Annotated in this window: 26 protein-coding genes and 1 other annotated feature; of the genes, 25 read left to right on the top strand and 1 reads right to left on the bottom strand. The window is 37.9% G+C overall.

The window, feature by feature from the left end; genetic code table 11:
* The 3 genes from cvfB (at position 1) to D8855_RS02835 (ending at position 2,159) form a co-directional block, all read left to right on the top strand.
* Positions 1-855 carry an RNA-binding virulence regulatory protein CvfB gene (cvfB, locus tag D8855_RS02845; protein WP_049488665.1) on the top strand — a complete coding sequence of 285 codons (855 nt, stop codon included), beginning with the start codon at positions 1-3 and terminating at the stop codon, positions 853-855.
* Between the two features lie 8 nt (positions 856-863).
* A complete protein-coding gene (locus D8855_RS02840) occupies positions 864-1,079 on the top strand; it encodes a YozE family protein (RefSeq protein WP_049488667.1) in 216 nt (71 codons plus the stop codon).
* A gap of 84 nt (positions 1,080-1,163) precedes the next feature.
* The gene (locus D8855_RS02835; protein WP_000658187.1) at positions 1,164-2,159 is read left to right on the top strand and encodes a PhoH family protein; all 996 of its coding nucleotides are present in this window, start codon (positions 1,164-1,166) and stop codon (positions 2,157-2,159) included.
* A 56-nt stretch (positions 2,160-2,215) separates the two neighbouring features.
* On the opposite strand, the gene ald is transcribed toward D8855_RS02835, so the two are convergent.
* Positions 2,216-3,328 carry an alanine dehydrogenase gene (gene ald, locus D8855_RS02830; protein WP_125415925.1) on the bottom strand — a complete coding sequence of 371 codons (1,113 nt, stop codon included), beginning with the start codon at positions 3,326-3,328 and terminating at the stop codon, positions 2,216-2,218.
* Positions 3,329-3,632: 304 nt separating this feature from the next.
* Here ald and D8855_RS02825 point away from each other — a divergent pair, with 304 nt between their 5' ends.
* The 22 genes from D8855_RS02825 (at position 3,633) to D8855_RS02720 (ending at position 21,889) form a co-directional block, all read left to right on the top strand.
* A complete protein-coding gene (locus D8855_RS02825; protein ID WP_125415922.1) occupies positions 3,633-4,211 on the top strand; it encodes a hypothetical protein in 579 nt (192 codons plus the stop codon).
* On the top strand, positions 4,208-4,765 hold the full coding sequence (locus D8855_RS02820) for a hypothetical protein (protein ID WP_094753808.1): 558 nt from the start codon (positions 4,208-4,210) through the stop codon (positions 4,763-4,765). The genes D8855_RS02825 and D8855_RS02820 overlap by 4 nt, the downstream gene beginning before the upstream one ends.
* Positions 4,762-5,325, top strand: coding sequence for a hypothetical protein (locus D8855_RS02815; RefSeq protein ID WP_125415919.1), 564 nt, complete (start codon positions 4,762-4,764; stop codon positions 5,323-5,325). The genes D8855_RS02820 and D8855_RS02815 overlap by 4 nt, the downstream gene beginning before the upstream one ends.
* A gap of 113 nt (positions 5,326-5,438) precedes the next feature.
* Positions 5,439-6,440 (top strand): hypothetical protein, encoded by a 1,002-nt coding sequence (locus tag D8855_RS02810; protein ID WP_125415916.1) that lies wholly within the window; start codon positions 5,439-5,441, stop codon positions 6,438-6,440.
* Complete coding sequence (locus D8855_RS02805; protein WP_125415914.1) at positions 6,440-7,438, top strand: hypothetical protein; 999 nt, start codon at positions 6,440-6,442, stop codon at positions 7,436-7,438. The genes D8855_RS02810 and D8855_RS02805 overlap by 1 nt, the downstream gene beginning before the upstream one ends.
* A 47-nt stretch (positions 7,439-7,485) precedes the next feature.
* A complete protein-coding gene (locus tag D8855_RS02800; protein WP_260467319.1) occupies positions 7,486-8,388 on the top strand; it encodes a hypothetical protein in 903 nt (300 codons plus the stop codon).
* A gap of 190 nt (positions 8,389-8,578) precedes the next feature.
* Entirely contained in the window at positions 8,579-9,148 is a 570-nt protein-coding gene (locus D8855_RS02795; RefSeq protein WP_125415908.1) for a GNAT family N-acetyltransferase, read from the top strand.
* 66 nt (positions 9,149-9,214) lie between these two features.
* Entirely contained in the window at positions 9,215-9,853 is a 639-nt protein-coding gene (locus D8855_RS02790; RefSeq protein WP_125415906.1) for a helix-hairpin-helix domain-containing protein, read from the top strand.
* A complete protein-coding gene (locus D8855_RS02785) occupies positions 9,837-12,077 on the top strand; it encodes a DNA internalization-related competence protein ComEC/Rec2 (protein WP_125415903.1) in 2,241 nt (746 codons plus the stop codon). Before D8855_RS02790 ends, D8855_RS02785 begins: the two co-directional genes overlap by 17 nt.
* Before the next feature lie 72 nt (positions 12,078-12,149).
* Positions 12,150-12,281 (top strand) — a sequence feature (ribosomal protein L20 leader region).
* A 15-nt stretch (positions 12,282-12,296) separates the two neighbouring features.
* Positions 12,297-12,827 carry a translation initiation factor IF-3 gene (gene infC, locus D8855_RS02780; protein WP_000848180.1) on the top strand — a complete coding sequence of 177 codons (531 nt, stop codon included), beginning with the start codon at positions 12,297-12,299 and terminating at the stop codon, positions 12,825-12,827.
* Between the two features lie 32 nt (positions 12,828-12,859).
* Entirely contained in the window at positions 12,860-13,060 is a 201-nt protein-coding gene (gene rpmI, locus D8855_RS02775) for a 50S ribosomal protein L35 (protein ID WP_001125943.1), read from the top strand.
* A gap of 51 nt (positions 13,061-13,111) precedes the next feature.
* Positions 13,112-13,471 (top strand): 50S ribosomal protein L20, encoded by a 360-nt coding sequence (gene rplT / locus D8855_RS02770; protein ID WP_000124834.1) that lies wholly within the window; start codon positions 13,112-13,114, stop codon positions 13,469-13,471.
* A gap of 58 nt (positions 13,472-13,529) precedes the next feature.
* A complete protein-coding gene (gloA, locus tag D8855_RS02765) occupies positions 13,530-13,910 on the top strand; it encodes a lactoylglutathione lyase (protein ID WP_000157153.1) in 381 nt (126 codons plus the stop codon).
* A 248-nt stretch (positions 13,911-14,158) separates the two neighbouring features.
* Positions 14,159-14,959, top strand: coding sequence for a dihydroorotate dehydrogenase electron transfer subunit (locus tag D8855_RS02760; RefSeq protein WP_049502504.1), 801 nt, complete (start codon positions 14,159-14,161; stop codon positions 14,957-14,959).
* Positions 14,922-15,908, top strand: coding sequence for a dihydroorotate dehydrogenase (locus D8855_RS02755; RefSeq protein WP_312023008.1), 987 nt, complete (start codon positions 14,922-14,924; stop codon positions 15,906-15,908). The genes D8855_RS02760 and D8855_RS02755 overlap by 38 nt, the downstream gene beginning before the upstream one ends.
* A gap of 127 nt (positions 15,909-16,035) precedes the next feature.
* Positions 16,036-18,114 (top strand): glucosaminidase domain-containing protein, encoded by a 2,079-nt coding sequence (locus D8855_RS02750; protein ID WP_125415897.1) that lies wholly within the window; start codon positions 16,036-16,038, stop codon positions 18,112-18,114.
* Between the two features lie 139 nt (positions 18,115-18,253).
* Entirely contained in the window at positions 18,254-18,574 is a 321-nt protein-coding gene (locus D8855_RS02745; RefSeq protein ID WP_000665422.1) for a PadR family transcriptional regulator, read from the top strand.
* Between the two features lie 3 nt (positions 18,575-18,577).
* Positions 18,578-19,393, top strand: coding sequence for a hypothetical protein (locus tag D8855_RS02740; protein ID WP_004259428.1), 816 nt, complete (start codon positions 18,578-18,580; stop codon positions 19,391-19,393).
* A gap of 72 nt (positions 19,394-19,465) precedes the next feature.
* Positions 19,466-20,392: an aldo/keto reductase gene (locus D8855_RS02735; RefSeq protein ID WP_125415895.1), complete on the top strand. Its 927-nt coding sequence runs from the start codon at positions 19,466-19,468 to the stop codon at positions 20,390-20,392.
* Positions 20,393-20,490: 98 nt separating this feature from the next.
* Complete coding sequence (locus tag D8855_RS02730; RefSeq protein WP_125415892.1) at positions 20,491-20,727, top strand: DUF2829 domain-containing protein; 237 nt, start codon at positions 20,491-20,493, stop codon at positions 20,725-20,727.
* Complete coding sequence (locus D8855_RS02725; protein ID WP_125415889.1) at positions 20,720-21,418, top strand: 3-oxoacyl-ACP reductase; 699 nt, start codon at positions 20,720-20,722, stop codon at positions 21,416-21,418. Before D8855_RS02730 ends, D8855_RS02725 begins: the two co-directional genes overlap by 8 nt.
* Positions 21,419-21,448: 30 nt before the next feature.
* Positions 21,449-21,889, top strand: a complete 441-nt coding sequence (locus D8855_RS02720; RefSeq protein WP_125415886.1) for an ASCH domain-containing protein — start codon at positions 21,449-21,451, stop codon at positions 21,887-21,889.
* Positions 21,890-21,984: the final 95 nt, after the last annotated feature.

Raw genomic sequence — 21,984 nt, 5'->3', positions numbered from 1 at the left:
ATGAATACAAATCTTGCAAGTTTTATCGTTGGACTGATCATCGATGAAAACGATCGTTTTTACTTTGTGCAAAAGGATGGTCAAACCTATGCTCTTGCCAAGGAAGAAGGTCAACATACAGTAGGGGATACGGTCAAAGGTTTTGCCTACACGGATATGAAGCAAAAACTCCGCCTGACAACCTTAGAAGTGACTGCCACTCAGGACCAATTTGGTTGGGGAACTGTAACGGAAGTTCGTAAAGACTTGGGTGTCTTTGTGGATACAGGCCTACCTGATAAGGAAATCGTAGTGTCACTTGATATCCTCCCTGAGCTCAAGGAACTTTGGCCTAAGAAGGGCGACCAACTCTACATCCGTCTTGAAGTGGACAAGAAAGACCGCATCTGGGGACTCTTGGCCTATCAAGAAGACTTCCAACGTCTGGCTCGTCCTGCCTACAACAACATGCAGAACCAAAACTGGCCAGCCATTGTTTACCGCCTCAAGCTGTCAGGGACCTTTGTCTATCTGCCAGAAAATAACATGCTTGGTTTTATCCATCCTAGCGAGCGCTATGCAGAGCCACGTTTGGGTCAAGTTTTAGATGCGCGTGTTATTGGTTTCCGTGAAGTGGACCGCACATTGAACCTCTCCCTCAAACCACGTTCTTTTGAGATGTTGGAAAATGATGCTCAGATGATTTTGACCTACTTGGAAAGCAATGGCGGTTTTATGACCTTGAATGATAAGTCATCTCCTGAGGATATCAAGGCAACCTTTGGCATTTCTAAAGGTCAGTTCAAGAAAGCACTCGGTGGCTTGATGAAGGCTGGCAAAATCAAGCAAGACCAGTTTGGGACAGAGTTGATTTAGGGAGATTTATGAGAAAATCATTTTACACTTGGCTCATGACCGAGCGCAATCCTAAAAGTAACAGTCCCAAGGCTATCTTGGCAGACCTTGCTTTTGAAGAATCAGCCTTTCCAAAACACACAGATGATTTTGATGAGGTGAGTCGCTTTTTAGAAGAACATGCCAGTTTCTCTTTTAACCTAGGAGACTTTGACGTTATTTGGCAAGAATACTTAGAACACTAGCATGATTCACTGGGTTTGGGCTAGTAATTTCTCCACCCCTTTGCTATAATAAAAAGAAATAAAAGGATTAGAGAGGTTCTTTATTTGAAGGAACATTCAATAGACATTCAACTGAGTCATCCAGATGATCTGTTTCATCTTTTTGGTTCCAATGAGCGCCATCTTCGTTTAATGGAAGAAGAGCTTGATGTGGTGATTCATGCTCGTACGGAGATTGTCCAGGTTTTGGGAGAAGAGTCTGCTTGCGAGGAAGCCCGTCAGGTTATTCAAGCTCTCATGGTCTTGGTGAACCGTGGGATGACCGTTGGTACGCCAGATGTGGTGACTGCAATTAGTATGGTCAAAAACGATGAAATTGATAAGTTTGTCGCCCTTTATGAAGAAGAAATCATCAAAGATAATACTGGGAAACCGATCCGTGTCAAAACTCTGGGTCAAAAACTTTATGTGGATAGTGTTAAACAGCATGATGTGACCTTTGGAATTGGGCCTGCAGGGACAGGGAAGACCTTTCTTGCAGTTACTTTGGCAGTGACAGCTCTTAAACGTGGTCAGGTTAAGCGAATTATCCTGACTCGTCCAGCAGTGGAAGCAGGTGAGAGTCTTGGATTTCTTCCGGGTGACCTCAAGGAAAAGGTCGATCCTTACCTTCGCCCTGTTTATGATGCCTTGTATCAGATTTTGGGGAAAGACCAAACTACTCGACTCATGGAGCGTGAAATTATCGAGATTGCGCCCCTTGCCTATATGCGTGGACGAACCTTGGATGATGCCTTTGTCATTCTCGATGAGGCGCAAAATACGACCATCATGCAGATGAAGATGTTTTTGACTCGTTTAGGCTTTAATTCTAAGATGATTGTCAATGGAGATATCAGTCAGATTGACCTGCCACGTAATGTCAAGTCCGGTTTGATTGATGCCCAAGAAAAGCTTAAGAACATTCACCAGATTGACTTTGTTCATTTTTCAGCCAAGGATGTGGTTCGCCATCCAGTTGTCGCTCAGATTATCCGAGCCTATGAACCAGCTCCAATTAAAAATGAAGAGCGTGAAGAAGTCCAAGAAGAAACAGAATAGCAAAAAAGAGCAGTTCAGGTGGAATTGCTCTTTCTTTTATCTGATAATTAGATTTTTTATACTAGTTCATCAATTGGAGTATGTTTTTTATCGAGGCCTTGGGCTACTGGAAGACTGGTTAAGTAACCTTGATAAGTGGTAACACCTTGGCGCAAGCCCTCATCTTCAGCAATTGATTGTACAAATCCTTTTTCGGCCAAAGCTTCGATATAAGGAAGAGTGACATTGGTTAGGGCGATGGTAGAAGTACGGGCAACTGCACCAGGGATGTTGGCAACGGCATAGTGGAGCACACCGTGTTTTTCATATACAGGCTCATCGTGCGTTGTCACACGGTCAGCTGTCTCGATAACGCCACCTTGGTCAACGGCAACGTCAACGATGACAGATCCTGGACGCATTTGTTTGACCATCTCATCTGTCACCAATTTTGGTGCCTTGGCACCAGGAATGAGAACCGCTCCGATCACCACATCCGCATCTCTCACACTAGCTTCGATGTTGAATGAATTGGACATGAGAGTTTGAATTTGGTGGCCAAAGACCTCCTCTAAAACGGAGAGACGTTTAGCACTGATATCAAGGATGGTTACTTGAGCTCCCAATCCTAAAGCGATGCGGGCAGCATGGGTCCCTACGACACCGCCACCGATGATGGTTACTTTCCCTTTAGGTACACCCGGTACACCACCCAGTAGGACACCAGAACCTCCTGCTTGCTTAGTTAGGAAATGAGCACCGATTTGGACTGCCATACGGCCTGCAACCTCACTCATAGGAACGAGGAGTGGTAACTGACCTTGGGAATCACGAATAGTTTCATAGGCAATCCCCGTTGTTTTCGCTACTAGCATAGCATCTGCTAATTCAGGAGCAGCGGCCATGTGCAAGTAGGTGAAGAGAAGCAGGTCGTCACGTAAGTAACCATATTCAGAAGTTAATGGTTCTTTTACTTTCACGACTAACTCTGCAGCCCAAGCTTCACCAGAAGTAGCGACAATCTCAGCTCCTTGCTTTTGATAGTCATCATCAGTAAATCCTGAACCGAGACCAGCATTTGTTTCGATAAGGACGCGATGACCACGAACGACTAAGCTGTGGACACCAGCAGGTGTGAGGGCGACACGGTTTTCATTATTCTTAATTTCTTTTGGAATTCCGATTAACATAGAGAAAAACTCCCTTTCTATTGACGGGTTGTAAATGATTTATCACAATTATCTATAAAATAAGGTGATGATTTTATTCTATATGAAACCGCTTTAAAAATCAAGAAAAACTTGTTGTAACTTCTTTTTTATGCTAGACTGATAGAAAATACTTTTGAATGGTAGAAACGTATGGAATCATTCTTTTTAAAACTAGCCAGTATCCAATAGTGGAGACATAGCGTTTATTGCTTAGATTTCTAACTTTGGATGATATGGAAGCAATGTTTGAGTATGCATCAGATAAGAAAAATAGGAGATTCTCTTGGACGAAAAGCAAATTATAAAGTTAAAGGACGTTGAATTTGTAGGCATTGGTAATTTTGAAAGGGAAACAGTTTTTTTTGATAAGAAAACAGACAAGATGTTCTTAGGTCATTCTAAAAGAAAGTTTAAAGTGTCTCCTATCGCTTTCTCAACAGGAGTAGCACTTATCCTTTATGTGATTGTAAGAGAAATAACAAAAGTTCAGGTGTTTAGTGGTTTTTGGCCCTTGACTTTTGGTTTTTTTCTAATGATCATTGTCTCAAAACTCATCTACAGACCAGCTTTGAATGAAGAATTAACTATTAGTCCCTTTGTGCTTTCAAACGTTGATATGATAACTTTTCTTAAAAATGAGAAGAAAAATATAGTTAAGAGCTATCTAATTATATTATTGGCATTTCTTTTTCCAGTGCTTTTTTCTATAGTTTATTTATTGACTTCTAATTTTTTGTTTTTGTTTTTAGCCATTTTATTTTTTATGTTCCCCCTATTGTTATTAAACACGAAACCAATACAGAGATTTAAAGTGGTTCATATGTTAGACAAAAAATATTCCCCTAAGGAAAATGATATATGAAAAAATATTTAAAAAATATGGTTCCTATAGGAACAATTGATAAAAATCCAGTTTATTTTGATAAAAAAGATTCTAGTTTATACATAGTAAGAAAGAAGACTTCTTTTTTGGAAACTGCTGGCAGTAGCATGGTCATGATTATTTATGTCATAATTGGAAAAGTTAATTCCAAATACTATTTAACCATTCTGGGAAGATATCAATTTTTAATGATAGGCATCCTGATTTCCTTTATAATAGCCTTTGTTGTTTGTTATGTTACGTACCATCGTGAGAGGAAAGTTGAAAAACTTCAATTAGAGGAAAAAGCAATGAGAGACTTCGTGTTAAGAGAGCGAAAGAATGTCTTTTTTACCTATTTATCTCTTATCATATTACCACTAATTATAATATTCTTTGCATACCTCTTTATCACATATGGCAATATTTCATGGGGAGTTGTTTCAGTTTTATTTATGACTATATATTTTATGTTCTTTTATAATAAAGTATTCCAAAGAGGAAAAATCATAAATGGACTGTATAAAACTTATAATTTAGAAAGGAAATTTTGAAAAGTAAAACTAAGAGTTTCATTGTCCTAGGTATATATCAGGGAAAATCTGTCTACTATAGCAATGAAAATCATCAACTGTTATATTCAATAAAGGATAAAATCAATGGAGCAACTGCTATTACTGGTTACAGTTCAATTGCTCTTGTTTTATATATTGTTTTAAGAAGTATAAGTAAAAATGGGGAAGTACCAACAGATTTTCGGTTGCTGTCTTTGGTCCTTGCTTATATTATCATTAGTATTGGTAGTAGCTTATTACTTTATTATGTTTTAAATCGTGTCATTGAGTTAGAAGAATTTCAAATTGATTTAAGAAACTATCAAAACTTTTTAAAGCAAGAAAAAAGGAATGTTTTAATATTATATATAACGATGCTCTGTTTTTTGATTATAGGAATAGTGACTGCTGCAATTTTTATAAGTTCGGGTAATTATATTAGTCTTGTATTAACTTTATCATCATATTTTATCGTATACACTATTTTAAATACCAAATTGATTAAACGCAGCATGATATTGAGACAGTTATACAAAGAATTAGAAAATAAAGATATTTAATTGAAAGATCGAGTTCTATAGATTTTTTAATTTATTGAAAAATTAGAATAAGCTGATTAAGCTGTGATTTTTAATTAAACGGACTTAGAGTTAGGTCAATTTAGGAGGTTAATGTGAAAGAAAAAACAGTTAGAGAAGTTGAAGAATTAAATAAAGCTTATTTTAAAAGATTAGCGAACACTCGCGCATCTGTAAGTATGATGGTTATTTCATGGACAGGAGTATTTATATTAGCACTAGAAATTTTCGTTTTTTATTACTATTTTGATACAATCGCTATAATAAATCCATTTATGAATTGGTTCTTTGATTTACTCTTGATTTCTTGTTTCTACCTTATTATTGCATTTTTCATTCCATTAGTTGGTCTCTTTGTATATAAGAAGCAAATTTTGTCAACAATTTTTCTGCTACTAGTCTATATGGTCATATACTTTTCTCTGCAGTTGATGATGCTTTTGATTATAGTTACTTCTATTTCAACGAAGGAATTTACTATAGGATTCTCTCTATATTCTCCAATTTTTATTCCATTTTTAGTTATTTGTACAATTTGTAGTTTTATTTATCAGTATTTTTGGCTAAAAAGAGAGTTAAAAAAAGGTTTTTCTATCAATAGAACAATGGGTAATTATTTTGCAAAATCCAGTGCTTATAGTAAGAACTCTCTTCTTATTATTTTTATAGTTTCTATGATAGGCGGTCTTCTTTCGGGTAAGTTGATACTTATTTTTGGAATTCTTGGAGCTCTTCTTTTCAGCTATGCATTTTCTCAATTGATTACAGAAGTTGCCTACCTTTTATATCTAAAAATTCAGAGCAAGGAGTATTGGGAAGATGTGCCTACGAAAAAAGAGACTTTTCGAGATTTATTTAAGGGATTCAGTTTAAAGAAAGCAAAAATTCGTATCCCACTTGAGATGGTAGCTTTTGCAATATTATTAGGGATTATTAATTATAGTGGTTATTCAGATGAGAGCATTAAGCGACCTATTTGGCTGGTCTGGAGTGTCAAATTGTTCATCTATGCAATAGAAATGGATATTTTGGGAAGTTTTATTCTTTATGTTATAAAAAAAGTAAATACTAGATTTAAAAAAGGAAAGAAAAAATAGTGAAAGAAGTTGAAGATTTAAATAAAGTATATTTTAAAAACTTAGCGAACACTCGCGCATCTGTAAGCATGATGTTGATTTCATTTGCAGGAGCCTTCGCTTCGGCATTGTTTCTGCTTTTCCAATATTTTTATTTTGTTAAAGGCTACGGAATAAATCCTTTGGAAAATTACTTTTTTGATTTTGTTTTGATCTATGTTATTTATCTTGTCGTGGCAACCTTTATTCCGCTAGGAATGACATTTGTTTATCGTAGACAGATTTTATCAACCATATTATTACTTTTATCTTATATAGGTATTTTTTTATCTTTGATACTTATATCTTATATTATTCTTGTTTATTCAGGGACTAATTTGCAAGAATATAACGAACGTTCATTATACACCATTCCTTTTTTGTTAATCTGTACAGTTGTTGGTTTTGTTTATCACTATTTTTGGCTAAAAAGAGAGTTAAAAAAAGGTTTTTCTACCAATAGAACAATGGGTAATTATTTTACGAAATCTAGTGCCCACAATAATAATTCTCTTCTCATTATTTTTACAGTTTCCATGCTAGGCGGTCTTCTTTCTGGTAAGTTTGCGATAGTTTTAGGAATTCTAACAGCGGTACTTTTTATCTATGGCTTCTCCCAACTCATCACAGAAGTCGCCTATCTTTTATATCTAAAAACTCAAAGCAAGGAGTATTGGGAAGATGTACCTAAGAAAAAAGAGACTTTTCGAAATTCATTTAAGGATTTCAGTTTGAAGAAAGCAAAGATTAGAATTTCCCTTGAGATTTTGTTTTGTTCAATATTCCTAGGTATTATGTATAATATAGGCTATTTTAGTCCTAGTTCATACACCCCCCTTTGGCTTATTTGGCTTGAGAGAATATTTATAATTTTGATAGGGCTGGATATTTTGGGGAGCTTTATTCTATCTATGATGAAAAGATTAGAAACTGGATTCAAAAAAGGAAAGAAAAAACAGTTAGAGAAGTTGAAGAATTAAATAAAGCTTATTTTAAAAGTTTAGCGAACACTCGCGCATCAGCAAGTATGATGTTGATTTCATTTACAGGAGCAGTCATCTTTGGAGTAGAGCTATACCTAATTGATTTTGGTCTGCAAAAGTCATCGAACATATTTTTTAATTTTATTTTATTATATTCGGTCTATCTTATAGTGGCAACTGTGATTCCACTAGGGATGAGTTTTATTTATCGTAAACAAATTTTATCAACTATTTTATTACTATTATCGTATGTAGGAATTTTCTTATCGTTAATGCTAACGTGTTATATTTTGTTTACAGTTAATAATAATGGTTTTCAAGAGTTAAATGAATCGTCAATACCAGTCATTTTGTTTTTAGTATTCTCTACAGTTTGTGGCTTTATTTATCAATATTTTTGGTTGATGCGACAACTGAAAAACGGTTTTTCTGCAAGTCGAACGGTGAGAAATTACTTTTCCAAATCCAGTGCCTACAGTCAAGAATCTATTCTCATTATTTTTATGTTAGTATTGTTAACTAGTGCTTTTTTAGGGAAGTTTGCTATGGTTTTAGGTATTACAAGTACACTACTTTACTGTTATGCTTTCCCCCAATTGATTATTGAAGTAGCCTATCTTTTATATCTTAAAACTCAAAGCAAGGAATATTGGGAAACAGAACCGGACGGAGAGGTCAGTTTTAGAAATTTATTCAGAAATTTATTTAAAGAATTTAGTCTGAAGAAAGCTAAAATTCGCATTCCTCTTGAAATATTTTTACTTCTTCTTATTATTTACATTGATGGGGGAAATGCCTACATCAATGTATTCATTAATCAAACACGTTGGCTGCTTTGGCTTATTAGAATATTTATAATCTCAATAGGACTAGATATTTTGGGAAGTTTTATTCTTTATGTCATAAAAAAAGTAAATACTAGATTCAAAAAAGGAAAGAAAAAATGATGAATCTTCATTGTCAGTAGGACTCTGAATTATGTAATTATTGATTTTAAGAAACATTTAGAAATGCTTCCAAAGACCAGAAAACTCTCTGCTCTAGAATCAGTTATCTGGTATTCTTTGTTCGCGCTTCTTGTTGTAACTTCTTTTTTATTCTAGACTGGTAGAAAATATTTTTAAATGGAGGAGAAGTATGGAATCAATCTTTTTAAAACTAGCTCAGTATTCCATAGTCGAGACTGGGCGTTTATTGCTTAGACCTGTAACTTTGGATGATGGGGAAGAAATGTTTGCCTATGCCTCGGACAGAGAAAATACGCGCTACACTTTTCCAACCAATCAAAGCTTGGAAGAAACTCAAAATAATATTGCTCAGTTCTACTTGGCCAATCCCTTGGGACGCTGGGGAATAGAACTAAAAAGCAATGGTCAGTTTATTGGAACCATTGACTTGCACAAGATTGATCCTGTTATTAAGAAGGCAGCTATTGGCTACATTATCAATAAAAAGTATTGGAATCAAGGATTGACGACAGAAGCCAATCGTTCCGTAATTGAGCTAGCTTTTGAGAAGATAGGGATGAATAAGTTGACCGCCCTTTACGATAAGGATAATCCCGCATCTGGCAAGGTCATGGAGAAATCAGGCATGCGTTTTTCCCATGCAGAACCATATGCTTGTATGGACCAGCATGAAGAAGGCCGAATTGTTACAAGAGTTCATTATGTCTTGACCAAGGAAGACTATTTTGCAAATAAATAAGCAGTTGAGAAGAAATTTTCAACTGTTTTTTCATCCTCTTACGAATAATCTAAGAGAGGAGAAAATATGGAAGCAATTATCGAGAAAATAAAAGAGTATAAAATCATTGTCATCTGTACTGGTCTGGGCTTGCTTATAGGCGGATTTTTCCTGCTAAAGCCAGCTCCACACACACCTGTCAAAGAAACGAATTTGCAGGCAGAAGTTGCAGCTGTTTCCAAGGATTCATCGACCGAAAAGGAAGTGAAGGAAGAACCCTTTGAACAAGACCTAATCACAGTAGATGTGAAGGGGGCTGTTAAATCGCCTGGAATTTATGATTTGCCTGTAGGTAGTCGGGTCAATGACGCTGTTCAAAAGGCGGGTGGCTTGACAGAGCAAGCAGACAGCAAGTCACTCAATCTAGCTCAGAAAGTTAGTGATGAGGCTCTGGTTTACGTTCCAACTAAGGGTGAAGAAGCAGCTAGTCAGCAGACTGCTTCTGGGACGGCCTCTTCAACGAGCAAGGAAAAGAAAATCAATCTCAACAAGGCCAGTCTGGAAGAGCTCAAGCAGGTCAAGGGTCTGGGTGGTAAACGAGCTAAGGATATTATCGACCATCGTGAATCAAATGGCAAGTTCAAGTCGGTTGATGAACTCAAGAAGGTCTCTGGCATTGGTGCCAAGACCATAGAAAAGCTAAAAGACTATGTTACAGTGGATTAAGAATTTCTCTATTCCCCTAATTTACCTTAGTTTTCTGTTACTTTGGCTTTACTACGCCATTTTTTCTGCATCCTATCTTGCTTTGTTGGGCTTTGTTTTTCTGCTAGTCTGTCTCTTTATCCAATTTCCTTGGAAATCTGCTGGAAAAGTTCTAGTAATTTGTGGAATCTTTGGATTTTGGTTTGTTTTTCAAAATTGGCAACAGAGTCAAGCAAGTCAAAATTTGGCGGATTCTGTTGAAAGGGTACGGATTTTGCCTGATACTATTAAGGTTAATGGTGACAGTCTATCCTTTCGTGGCAAGTCTGATGGACGCATTTTTCAAGTCTATTATAAACTCCAGTCCGAGGAGGAGAAAGAACAATTTCAAGCTTTAACAGCCCTTCATGATTTGGAACTTGAAGGAAAACTATCAGAGCCAGAAGGGCAGAGAAATTTTGGTGGCTTTGACTACCAGGCTTATCTGAAGACTCAGGGAGTTTTCCAGACTCTCAATATCAAAAAAATACAGTCCCTTAAACAGGTTAGCAGTTGGGATATAGGAGAAAATCTATCCAGTTTACGCCGAAAGGCTGTGGTTTGGATTAAGACGCACTTTCCAGACCCTATGCGTAACTATATGACGGGTCTCTTACTGGGACATCTGGATACAGACTTTGAGGAGATGAACGGGCTTTATTCTAGTTTAGGAATTATCCACCTATTTGCCTTATCAGGCATGCAGGTAGGTTTTTTCATGGATGGTTTTAAGAAACTTCTCTTACGATTGGGCTTGACTCAAGAAAAGTTGAAATGGCTGACTTATCCCTTTTCCATTATCTATGCAGGTATGACAGGATTTTCAGCTTCGGTCATTCGCAGTCTCTTGCAAAAGTTACTGGCTCAACATGGTGTTAAGGGCTTGGATAATTTTGCCTTGACTGTGCTTGTACTCTTTATTATCATGCCCAACTTTTTCCTGACTGCAGGAGGAGTTTTGTCATGTGCTTATGCTTTTATCTTGACAATGACTAGCAAAGAAGAGGAGGGGCTTAAGGTTATTGCCAGAGAAAGTCTGGTTATTTCCTTGGGTATACTACCTATTTTATCCTTCTATTTTGCAGAATTTCAACCTTGGTCCATTCTTTTGACCTTTGTCTTTTCCTTTCTATTTGACTTGGTCTTCTTACCGCTCTTGTCTATCTTATTTGCCCTTTCCTTTCTCTATCCAGTCATTCAGCTGAATTTTATCTTTGAATGGTTGGAAAGCATTATTCGCTTGGTGTCGCAGGTGGCAAGTAGGCCTCTAGTCTTTGGACAACCCAATGCATGGCTTTTAATTTTATTGTTAATTTCCTTGGCTTTAGTCTATGATTTGAGGAAAAACATTAAAAGGCTAGCAGTGTTGAGCTTATTGATTACAGGTCTCTTTTTCTTGACCAAGTATCCACTGGAAAATGAAATCACCATGCTGGATGTTGGGCAGGGGGAAAGTATTTTCCTACGGGATGTAACTGGGAAAACCATTCTCATAGATGTAGGTGGCAAGGCAGAATCTGATAAGAAAATCGAAAAATGGCAAGAAAAGGCGACGACCAGCAATGCCCAGCGCACCTTGATACCCTATCTTAAAAGTCGAGGAGTGGCCAAGATTGACCAGCTAATTTTGACAAATACGGACAAGGAGCATGTTGGCGATTTGTTGGAGGTGACCAAGGCATTCCATGTAGGGGAGATCTTAGTATCAAAAGGCAGTCTGAAACAGAAGGAATTTGTGGCAGAACTACAGGCAACTCAAACCAAGGTACGCAGTGTGACAACAGGAGAGAACTTGGCAATTTTTGGAAGTCAGTTAGAAGTCCTATCTCCAAGGAAAATGGGAGATGGAGGTTATGATGATTCCCTAGTTCTGTATGGGAAACTTTTGAATAAGTACTTTCTCTTCACAGGAAATTTGGAGGAGAAAGAAGAGAAGGACTTGTTGAAGCAGTATCCTGACCTAGAAGTGGATGTTTTGAAAACTAGCCAACATGGCTCTAAAAAATCATCAAGTTCAGCCTTTCTAGAACAGCTCAAACCAGAGATGACTCTCATTTCAGTTGGAAAGAACAATCGAACGAAACTCCCCCATCAGGAAACCTTGACACGACTGGAAGGTATCAACAGCAAAGTTTATCGAACTGACCAGCAGGGAGCTATACGCTTTAAAGGGTGGAAAAATTGGAAAATCGAAACGGTTGGTTAATGAGCAGAAACTTTTCAAAAAAATAACTTTTTATCTTGACAAGAGCTAGAAAACTTGGTATCATATAAAAGTTGAGAAAAGCAGAAGTGAGAGCTTCTCGCCTTGTGACATGAAGTTGCCTGGCCCTACGGATGAAAAGTTTCTAAGAAACGCTATCATAACGTGCGGGCTTGTATATTTACGAGTCCGCTATTGTTTTTCTCTAATAAAACAAAAGAGGTGAAAACCATAGCAAAGCAAGACTTATTCATCAATGATGAGATTCGTGTACGTGAAGTTCGCTTGATTGGTCTTGAAGGAGAACAGCTAGGCATCAAGCCACTCAGTGAAGCGCAAGCTTTGGCTGATAACGCTAATGTTGACCTAGTATTGATTCAACCCCAAGCCAAACCGCCTGTTGCAAAAATTATGGACTACGGTAAGTTTAAGTTTGAGTACCAGAAGAAGCAAAAAGAACAACGTAAAAAACAAAGTGTTGTTACTGTGAAAGAAGTTCGTCTAAGTCCAACTATTGACAAGGGTGACTTTGATACAAAACTTCGCAATGCACGCAAATTCCTTGAAAAAGGAAATAAAGTTAAGGTATCTATTCGCTTTAAGGGTCGTATGATTACCCATAAAGAGATTGGTGCAAAAGTTTTAGCCGAGTTTGCTGAAGCAACTCAAGATATTGCCATCATCGAACAACGTGCTAAAATGGATGGACGTCAAATGTTCATGCAATTGGCGCCAGCGACTGACAAAAAATAATTGTCAGAAAGTTAAATAAAGGAGAAAAAATCATGCCAAAACAAAAAACACACCGCGCATCAGCTAAACGTTTCAAACGTACAGGTTCTGGTGGACTTAAACGTTTCCGTGCTTACACTTCTCACCGTTTCCACGGAAAAACTAAGAAACAACGTCGTCATCTTCGTAAAGCATCTATGGTGCATTCAGGAGATTACAAACGTATCAAAGCAATGCTTACTCGCTTGAAATAATAGCTTGACTGTAAGTAAACAATTCTAGGAAATATTTGGAGGAAATAAAACATGGCACGTGTTAAAGGTGGCGTTGTATCACGCAAACGTCGTAAACGTATTCTTAAATTAGCAAAAGGTTACTATGGAGCTAAACACATCTTGTTCCGTACTGCAAAAGAACAAGTAATGAACTCTTACTACTATGCATACCGTGACCGTCGTCAGAAAAAACGTGACTTCCGCAAATTGTGGATCACTCGTATCAATGCGGCAGCTCGTATGAACGGACTTTCATACTCACAATTGATGCATGGTTTGAAATTGGCTGAGATCGAAGTTAACCGTAAAATGCTTGCTGACTTGGCTGTTAACGATGCAGCAGCTTTCACAGCTCTTGCAGATGCAGCTAAAGCAAAACTTGGTAAATAATAACAGATAAGACTGGAACAGGATTGTCCCAGTCTTTTTAAAAATAAAGGAGAAAAATATGGCTTCAAAAATGCTACATACTTGCTTGCGAGTAGAAAATCTTGAAAAATCAATTGCATTTTATCAAGATGCTTTTGGATTTAAAGAATTGCGTCGCAGAGATTTTCCAGACCATGCCTTCACGATTGTCTATCTAGGTCTTGAGGGTGACGACTATGAGTTGGAGTTGACTTATAACTACGATCATGGTCCTTATGTGGTTGGAGATGGATTTGCCCATATCGCCCTCAGTACACCTGATCTCGAGGCGCTTCATCAAGAGCATAGTGCCAAAGGCTATGAAGTGACTGAGCCAAATGGTCTACCAGGAACTGCACCAAACTATTACTTTGTCAAAGACCCTGATGGCTACAAGGTTGAAGTCATTCGTGAAAAATAATCTCGTGAGGTCAAGTAGAATGTTCGTTTTCTACTTGACTTTTTTTAGATGAAAGAGTATACTAGTAAAAATTTAACCTTTAAGGGGAGTCCAGAGAGACTCACAAGGTGTCAGATAAAAGAATAGTACAATTTTCTAGAGGGGACTTTTTGAGTGTGCTCTCTTGTGTTGTACGATTTTAACTGAGGCCTTGCACTAGCAAGGTCTTTTCTTTATCTGGTCCCCTTAAAATTTAAGGAGGAAAAGTCATGAATCCCACATGTAAGAAACGTTTGGGTGCCATTCGTTTGGAAACCATGAAGGTGGTAGCACAGGAGGAAATCGCGCCAGCAATCTTTGAATTAGTTCTAGAAGGAGAAATGGTTGAAGCCATGCGAGCAGGCCAATTTCTTCATCTGCGTGTGCCTGATGACGCCCATCTCTTGCGTCGTCCTATTTCAATTTCGTCTATTGATAAGGTAAAGAAGCAGTGTCATCTCATTTACCGGATTGAAGGAGCTGGGACAGCTATTTTTTCAACCTTAAGTCAGGGAGATACTCTTGATGTGATGGGACCTCAGGGAAATGGTTTTGACCTGTCTGACCTAGATGAGCAGAGCCAGGTTCTCCTTGTTGGTGGGGGGATTGGTGTTCCGCCCTTACTTGAGGTGGCCAAGGAATTGCATGCGCGTGGAGTAAAAGTAGTGACAGTCCTTGGTTTTGCTAATAAGGATGCTGTTATTTTAGAGACGGAATTAGCTCAATATGGTCAAGTCTTTGTAACGACAGATGATGGTTCTTATGGTATCAAGGGAAATGTTTCCGTTGTTATCAAGGATTTAGACAATCAATTTGATGCTGTTTACTCATGTGGGGCTCCAGGAATGATGAAGTATATCAATCAAACCTTTTATGACCATCCAAGAGCCTATCTATCTCTAGAATCTCGTATGGCTTGTGGGATGGGGGCTTGTTATGCCTGCGTCCTAAAAGTACCAGAAAGCGAGACGGTCAGCCAACGCGTCTGTGAAGATGGCCCTGTTTTCCGCACAGGAACAGTTGTATTATAAGGAGAAAATCATGACTACAAATAGTTTACAAGTTTCTCTACCAGGATTGAATTTGAAAAATCCGATTATTCCAGCATCAGGCTGTTTTGGTTTTGGACAAGAGTATGCCAAGTACTATGACTTAGACCTTTTAGGTTCTATTATGATCAAGGCGACAACACTTGAACCCCGTTTTGGTAATCCAACTCCTAGAGTAGCTGAGACCCCTGCTGGCATGCTCAATGCAATCGGCTTGCAAAATCCAGGTTTAGAAGCTGTTTTAGCTGAAAAACTGCCTTGGCTAGAAAGAGAGTATCCAAATCTTCCTATTATTGCCAATGTGGCTGGTTTTTCAAAACAAGAGTATGCGGCTGTTTCTCATGGGATTTCCAAGGCAACTAATGTAAAGGCTATCGAGCTCAATATTTCTTGCCCCAATGTGGACCACTGCAATCACGGACTTTTGATTGGTCAAGATCCAGATTTGGCTTATGATGTGGTGAAAGCAGCTGTGGAAGCCTCTGATGTGCCAGTTTATGTCAAATTAACCCCTAGTGTGACCGATATCGTTACTGTCGCAAAAGCTGCAGAAGATGCGGGAGCAAGTGGATTAACCATGATCAATACTCTAGTTGGAATGCGCTTTGACCTCAAAACCAGAAAACCAATCTTGGCCAATGGAACAGGTGGAATGTCTGGTCCAGCAGTCTTTCCAGTTGCCCTCAAGCTTATCTGCCAAGTTGCCCAATCAACAGACCTGCCTATCATTGGAATGGGAGGAGTGGATTCGGCTGAAGCTGCCCTAGAAATGTATCTGGCAGGAGCATCTGCTATTGGAGTTGGAACAGCCAACTTTACCAATCCTTATGCCTGCCCTGATATCATCGAAAATCTGCCAAAAGCCATGGACAAATACGGCATTAGCAGTCTGGAAGATTTACGCAAGGAAGTAAAAACCAGCCTTAGATAAGCTAGACCATCCTTATTGTTAATAAGAAATAGAATTTTCATCATTTTGTAATATTTTCTTCTTTTAACTATGTTAAAATAAAGTTAATTACGAATGATGTAGACGAATATCTACTTAGGGGAGTAAAATGAAGAGAACACTACTTGTAAGCACGGCAGTGCTTGCATTGGCAATTGTGCCCACAACATCAGTCTTTGCTGAAGATAGTAAAACAACGGACCAAAGTCAAACGACGAATAAGAATCAATCTGTGGACAAAAATCAGTCTAAAGATAAAAATCAGACTCCAGCTTCAGAAGAGAAAAAAGTTGTTGAAAATACAAAGAATGAAACTGAAAAGACGGAAAAAAAGAAAGAACCAGTTGTTGTAAAAGAAAATAATTCTAAAAAAAAGGCTATTTCAAATAAAGAAAAAGTTGAAGAAGCTCATAAGAATGGTTGGCAGAAAGAGCATGGGAAATGGCTTTTTTATGAGAATAATCAACCAATCAAAAATTGGAAAAAAATTGCGGGTGTCTGGTATTTATTTGATCAACATGGAATCATGGTCAGCAATACTATTGTTAATGACTATGCTTTTCAAACTAGTGGAGCAATGGTAGAAAATTCCTGGGTAAAAATTGCGGATAAATGGTACTATGCTACAGATTCAGGAAAGATTGTTCGTAATAGATGGGAAAAAATTAGCAATGTTTGGTATTACTTCAAGCAAGATGGAGTTATGGCTAGCAATGTTCTAGTGAACGATTATCTTCTTAATAGTAGTGGAGCAATGGCTCAAAATGCTTGGGTGAAGATTACTGATAAATGGTATTATGCTACAGATTCAGGAAAGATCCTTCGTAATAAATGGGAAAAGATTAAGGGCACATGGTACTATTTTAACAGTGATGGTGTGATGGCTAGTAATCAGTGGAAAGATGATTACTATCTAAAAAATAGTGGAGCAATGGCTCAGAATGCTTGGGTGAAGATTACTGATAAATGGTATTATGCTACAGATTCAGGAAAAATCCTTCGTAATAAATGGGAAAAGATTAAGGGCACATGGTACTATTTTAACAGTGATGGTGTGATGGCTAGTAATCAGTGGAAAGATGCTTACTATCTAAAGAATAGTGGAGCAATGGCTGAAAAAGAATGGATTTTTGATAAATCTTATAATAGCTGGTTTTACCTAAAATCAGGTGGTGCTTATGCTTCACGTGAATGGATTGGTGCTTATTACCTCAAATCTGGTGGTTATATGGCCAAGAATGAATGGATTTTTGATCCTAACTACAATGCATGGTACTACCTGAAAGAAGATGGAAGCTATGTTACTGGTAGTTTTAATATTAAAAATAAGGAGTATTTCTTCCAGAGTAATGGAAAGTGGATTCAAAGTCCAAAATATTTTAAGGTTAAACCAATCACAGCCTATATTTATAGCGAATCAGGAGATATTTTGAGCTATGTCAATCAGGGAAGTATTGTGACCTATGATGGCTCTAAAAGCAAGGGTAGTCGTCTAGCTGTTTCAATATCAGGCTTGTCCGGTTATATGAATCAAAGTGATTTGGCTTTAGTTGATGAAGGAAGTGAGTTTATTCCTCACTATACTACAGATGGAAGATTCCTATACCATGAACTTTCTCCATACACTAGTATACGGGTAGCTCCACATACTTCAGCTATGAAAATTGGTAAGAAGTATTATTCAAAGGATGGAGAACATTTCGATGGGTTTACTATCAAAAATCGTTTCCTTTTCAAGAATTTAACTGAACCAACCAACTATAGTGCGGATGAATTAAATAGAGTTTATTCGATGATGAATATCCGAAACAGCCGTCTTGCTGGTAAAGGAGCAATTTTTAAAGAAGCTGAAAAACGTTATGGTGTCAATGCTCTCTATTTAATGGCTCACAGTGCGCTAGAAAGTGCTTGGGGACGTAGCCAAATTGCTAATGATAAAAATAACTTTTTCGGTATAGCTGCTTACGATACCAGTCCCTATGATTCAGCTAAGAAATTTGATGATGTAGACAAAGGAATTCTTGGTGCGGCCAAGTGGATTCGTGAGAACTATATTGACCGTGGAAGAGATCATCTTGGAAATAAAGCGACAGGAATGAATGTACGCTATGCATCAGATCCGTACTGGGGTGAAAAAATAGCTAGTATCATGATGAATATTAACAGTCGACTTGGTGGAAAAGATTAAAAGATAAGCAACGATAACTGCCGAAAAGTGGTTGTCGTTTTTTTATTTAACTATTATGCTTTACAAACTAGTGTGAAAGTGGTATATTATAGATGAAGCTACTAGTAGGTATTACAAAATAGATTGGAAGGGAGAAGTGATGAAAGAAACTCAACTATTAAAAGGTGTTCTTGAAGGTTGTGTCTTGGATATGATTGGTCAAAAAGAGCGATATGGTTATGAGTTGGTTCAGACTCTACGAGAGGCTGGATTTGACACTATCGTTCCAGGAACTATTTATCCTTTGTTGCAAAAGTTAGAAAAAAATCAATGGATAAGAGGCGACATGCGTCCGTCGCCAGATGGTCCAGATCGGAAGTATTTTTCGTTAACGAAAGAAGGAGAAGAGCGTGTCTCGGTCTTTTGGCAACAATGGGACGATTTGAGTCAAAAAGTAGAAGGAATTAAGAATGGGGGTTAAACCATGAAGAAAATGAAGTATTATGAAGAAACAAGCGCTTTGTTGCATGAATTTTCTGAGGAGAATCAGCAGTATTTTGAGGAACTGTGGGATAGTTTTAATCTTGCTGGATTTCTCTATGATGAGGACTATCTCAGAGAGCAGATTTATTTGATGATGTTAGATTTCTCCGAAGCAGAACGAGATGGCATGAGTGCAGAGGAGTATCTAGGTAAGAATCCTAAAAAATTAATGAAAGAGATGCTTAAGGAAGCACCTCGCAGTTCTATCAAGGAGTCCCTTTTGACGCCAATTCTTGTCCTAGCGGTATTACGTTATTATCAACTACTAAGTGATTTTTCTAAAGGTCCTCTCTTAACAGTCAATTTGCTTACTTTTTTAGGGCAACTTCTTCTTTTTCTGATTGGATTTGGACTTGTGGCCACAATCTTACGTTGGGGGCTAGTCCAAGATTCTCCTAAGATGAAAATTGGCACTTATATTGTCGTTGGAATTCTTGTTCTGCTAGTCGTTCTAGGATATGGAGGAATGGGAAGTTTCATACAAGAAGGAGCCTTTTATCTTCCTGCTCCCTGGGATAGTTTATCTATCTTTACACTTTCTCTAGTCATCAGTATTTGGAATTGGAAAGAAGAGTTTTTTCGTCCCTTTAACAGTATGATTGTTGCCCATCTTATTGTAGGTTCTCTGCTCCGTTACTATGAGTGGATGGGAATTTCAAATGTTTTTCTTACAAAAGCTATTCCTTTAGCTGTCCTCTTTATTGGAATCTTTGTCTTGTTCCGTGGGTTTAAGAAGATAAAATGGAATGAAATATAGTCAAAAAGCCGTTGAAAAGCGGTTTTTTGTTATAATTAATTGAAGAATGTAGAATCAAAGGAGAAAAATTTGATGAGATACATAACTCTTGGTCAAGATGACAAAGAATTATCAGAAATTGTTCTCGGAATGATGAGAATAAAAGATAAGTCTGTAAAAGAAGTTGAAGAGCTTGTAGAAACAGCACTTTCTGTTGGAATCAATGCTTTTGACTTGGCTGATATTTATGGTCGTGGTCGTTGTGAAGAACTGTTAGGTCTTGTCCTAAAAAATCGTCCAGATTTAAGAGAAAAGATGTGGATTCAGTCCAAATGTGGCATTCGCATTGAAGAATTTACCTATTTTGATTTTTCTAAGGACTATATTATAAAATCAGTTGACGGAATTTTGCAAAGATTGAAGATTGATCATCTAGATAGCTTGCTTCTTCATCGACCAGATGCTTTGATGGAATCTGACCAAGTAGCAGAAGCCTTTGATCTCCTTTATAAACAAGGTAAAGTTCGAGATTTTGGAGTTTCTAATCAAAATCCTATGATGATGGAGTTGCTTAAAAAAGATGTCAAGCAGCCGTTAGCTGTTAATCAGTTACAATTGAGTGCGGCTTTTACTCCAGGATTCGAATCAGGTTTTCATGTTAATATGGAAGATAGTCAAGCAGCTATGCGAGATGGCAGCATTTTTGAATATTGCAAATTACACGATGTGGTCATTCAAGCATGGTCTGTCTTACAATTTGGGTATTTTAAAGGGAATTTTGTTGGAAACGAGAAATTTCAAGCTTTAAATCAAGTACTTGATCGTTTAGCTATTAAATATGGTGTAACCCCTTCAACTATTGCTATTTCTTGGATATTGCGTTATCCAGCAAAAATGCAGGCAGTCGTAGGTACAACAAATCCAAAGCATTTGATAGAAGCTAGCCAAGCAACAAACTTTAGCTTAACAAGAAAAGAATGGTATGAAATTTACATCGCTGCAGGGAATGATTTGCCGTAAGTAGAAGCAGATGTAAATAAATCACAGTCAAAAAGCCGTTGTAAAGCGGTTTTTTTGTTATAATGAAGGGGAGATTTTTGAAATTAAAGGAGAAAAACATGACATTTGAAGAAATGCTACCTGGGTTAAAGGATAAGAAAAAATATGTACGAACTGGTTGGGGAGGTGCTGAAAACTATGTCCAACTTTTTGATACCATTGAACAAGACGGGGTTGCACTTGAAGTGACTCCCTATTTCCTAATTAACGTGTCTGGAGAAGGAAAAGGTTTTTCCATGTGGAGTCCGACACCTTGTGATGTTTTGGCGATAGATTGGGTAGAAGTGAATGACTAAACGTGTATTGATTACAGGAGTGAGTTCAGGGATTGGTCTGGCTCAAGCTCGCCTCTTTTTAGAGAAGGGCTATCAAGTTTATGGAGTTGACCAAGGTGAAAATCCAGTTTTAGAGGGTGATTTTCACTTTTTACAGAGAGATTTGACCTTGGACTTGGAGCCTGTTTTTGATTGGTGTCCTCGGGTTGATGTTTTGTGCAATACTGCGGGAGTTTTGGATGATTATAAACCACTTTTGGAACAGACAGCGCAGGAAATTCAAGAGATTTTTGAAATCAACTACGTTACTCCAGTAGAGTTGACTCGGCATTATTTGACACAAATGCTGGAAAATAAGAAGGGAATCATCATCAATATGTGCTCTATTGCTTCTAGCCTAGCAGGTGGCGGTGGACACGCCTATACTTCTTCGAAGCACGCCTTGGCTGGCTTCACCAAGCAGTTGGCTTTAGACTATGCAGAAGCTGGGATTCAGATCTTTGGTATCGCTCCAGGAGCAGTCAAGACAGCTATGACTGCTGCGGACTTTGAGCCAGGTGGTTTAGCGGACTGGGTGGCTAGTGAAACACCAATCAAGCGCTGGATCGAGCCAGAGGAAGTGGCAGAAGTCAGTCTCTTTTTGGCCAGTGGAAAGGCAGCTGCAATGCAGGGTCAAATTCTGACAATAGATGGTGGCTGGTCTTTGAAGTAGGGAGAATAAAGTTAATAAAAAGGAGCACCCATGACACCGCAGGAAATGTGGAATGCATATAAGAAAATCAACCCCTCTATAGGAGATGAAATCGATGCTTGGTCTTTTGGAGTGGAACCAGATCTTTTAGCAGATTTGGTTTTAAGAGGCGAAAAGACTGCAACAGCATCAGCCTACGACCTCTATGCACTAGAAGCCGAGTCTCTTCCTCAAGAAGGAACTTTTGATGTCATTTTAGATAGTCAAAATCAGGCTGTCTGTATTGTTGAAATTACAACGGTTTCTGTCCAGCCCTTCAATCAAGTTTCTGCTCAACATGCCTTTAAGGAAGGGGAAGGTGACAAATCCCTAGCCTATTGGCGTCAGGTTCATGAGGATTGTTTCGCCGAGTGGCTGAAAGAAGCAGGACTGACTTTTACACCTGAAAGCAAGGTTGTTTTAGAAGAATTTCGCAAGGTCTACCCACTGTAGACTATTAGAAGGAAGAAAGTTTTGAAAATCACCGTCCAATCCTTTTTTCTCAAGTAAAACATGATATAATAAGTTTGTTTGAAGAAGAGTAGCAG

It is taken from the genome of Streptococcus mitis, from assembly GCF_003942685.1.
Taxonomy (GTDB): Bacteria; Bacillota; Bacilli; order Lactobacillales; family Streptococcaceae; genus Streptococcus; species Streptococcus mitis_CD.
Note: the sequence above shows the minus strand (reverse complement) of the source record. Positions and strands in the feature narration are given on the sequence as shown.

Excerpts from the sequence above, each read along its gene's own strand:
- cvfB (WP_049488665.1), top strand. The coding sequence starts at position 1 with ATGAATACAAATCTTGCAAGTTTTATCGTTGGACTGATCATCGATGAA.
- D8855_RS02720 (WP_125415886.1), top strand. The coding sequence starts at position 21,449 with ATGACACCGCAGGAAATGTGGAATGCATATAAGAAAATCAACCCCTCT.
- D8855_RS02785 (WP_125415903.1), top strand. The coding sequence starts at position 9,837 with ATGTTACAGTGGATTAAGAATTTCTCTATTCCCCTAATTTACCTTAGT.
- D8855_RS02840 (WP_049488667.1), top strand. The coding sequence starts at position 864 with ATGAGAAAATCATTTTACACTTGGCTCATGACCGAGCGCAATCCTAAA.
- D8855_RS02755 (WP_312023008.1), top strand. The coding sequence starts at position 14,922 with ATGGCCCTGTTTTCCGCACAGGAACAGTTGTATTATAAGGAGAAAATC.
- D8855_RS02745 (WP_000665422.1), top strand. The coding sequence starts at position 18,254 with ATGAAAGAAACTCAACTATTAAAAGGTGTTCTTGAAGGTTGTGTCTTG.
- rplT (WP_000124834.1), top strand. The coding sequence starts at position 13,112 with ATGGCACGTGTTAAAGGTGGCGTTGTATCACGCAAACGTCGTAAACGT.
- ald (WP_125415925.1), bottom strand. The coding sequence starts at position 3,328 with ATGTTAATCGGAATTCCAAAAGAAATTAAGAATAATGAAAACCGTGTC.
- D8855_RS02795 (WP_125415908.1), top strand. The coding sequence starts at position 8,579 with ATGGAATCAATCTTTTTAAAACTAGCTCAGTATTCCATAGTCGAGACT.
- D8855_RS02750 (WP_125415897.1), top strand. The coding sequence starts at position 16,036 with ATGAAGAGAACACTACTTGTAAGCACGGCAGTGCTTGCATTGGCAATT.
- D8855_RS02800 (WP_260467319.1), top strand. The coding sequence starts at position 7,486 with ATGATGTTGATTTCATTTACAGGAGCAGTCATCTTTGGAGTAGAGCTA.
- D8855_RS02790 (WP_125415906.1), top strand. The coding sequence starts at position 9,215 with ATGGAAGCAATTATCGAGAAAATAAAAGAGTATAAAATCATTGTCATC.
- D8855_RS02820 (WP_094753808.1), top strand. The coding sequence starts at position 4,208 with ATGAAAAAATATTTAAAAAATATGGTTCCTATAGGAACAATTGATAAA.
- D8855_RS02725 (WP_125415889.1), top strand. The coding sequence starts at position 20,720 with ATGACTAAACGTGTATTGATTACAGGAGTGAGTTCAGGGATTGGTCTG.
- rpmI (WP_001125943.1), top strand. The coding sequence starts at position 12,860 with ATGCCAAAACAAAAAACACACCGCGCATCAGCTAAACGTTTCAAACGT.
- gloA (WP_000157153.1), top strand. The coding sequence starts at position 13,530 with ATGGCTTCAAAAATGCTACATACTTGCTTGCGAGTAGAAAATCTTGAA.
- D8855_RS02730 (WP_125415892.1), top strand. The coding sequence starts at position 20,491 with ATGACATTTGAAGAAATGCTACCTGGGTTAAAGGATAAGAAAAAATAT.
- D8855_RS02735 (WP_125415895.1), top strand. The coding sequence starts at position 19,466 with ATGAGATACATAACTCTTGGTCAAGATGACAAAGAATTATCAGAAATT.
- D8855_RS02760 (WP_049502504.1), top strand. The coding sequence starts at position 14,159 with ATGAATCCCACATGTAAGAAACGTTTGGGTGCCATTCGTTTGGAAACC.
- D8855_RS02740 (WP_004259428.1), top strand. The coding sequence starts at position 18,578 with ATGAAGAAAATGAAGTATTATGAAGAAACAAGCGCTTTGTTGCATGAA.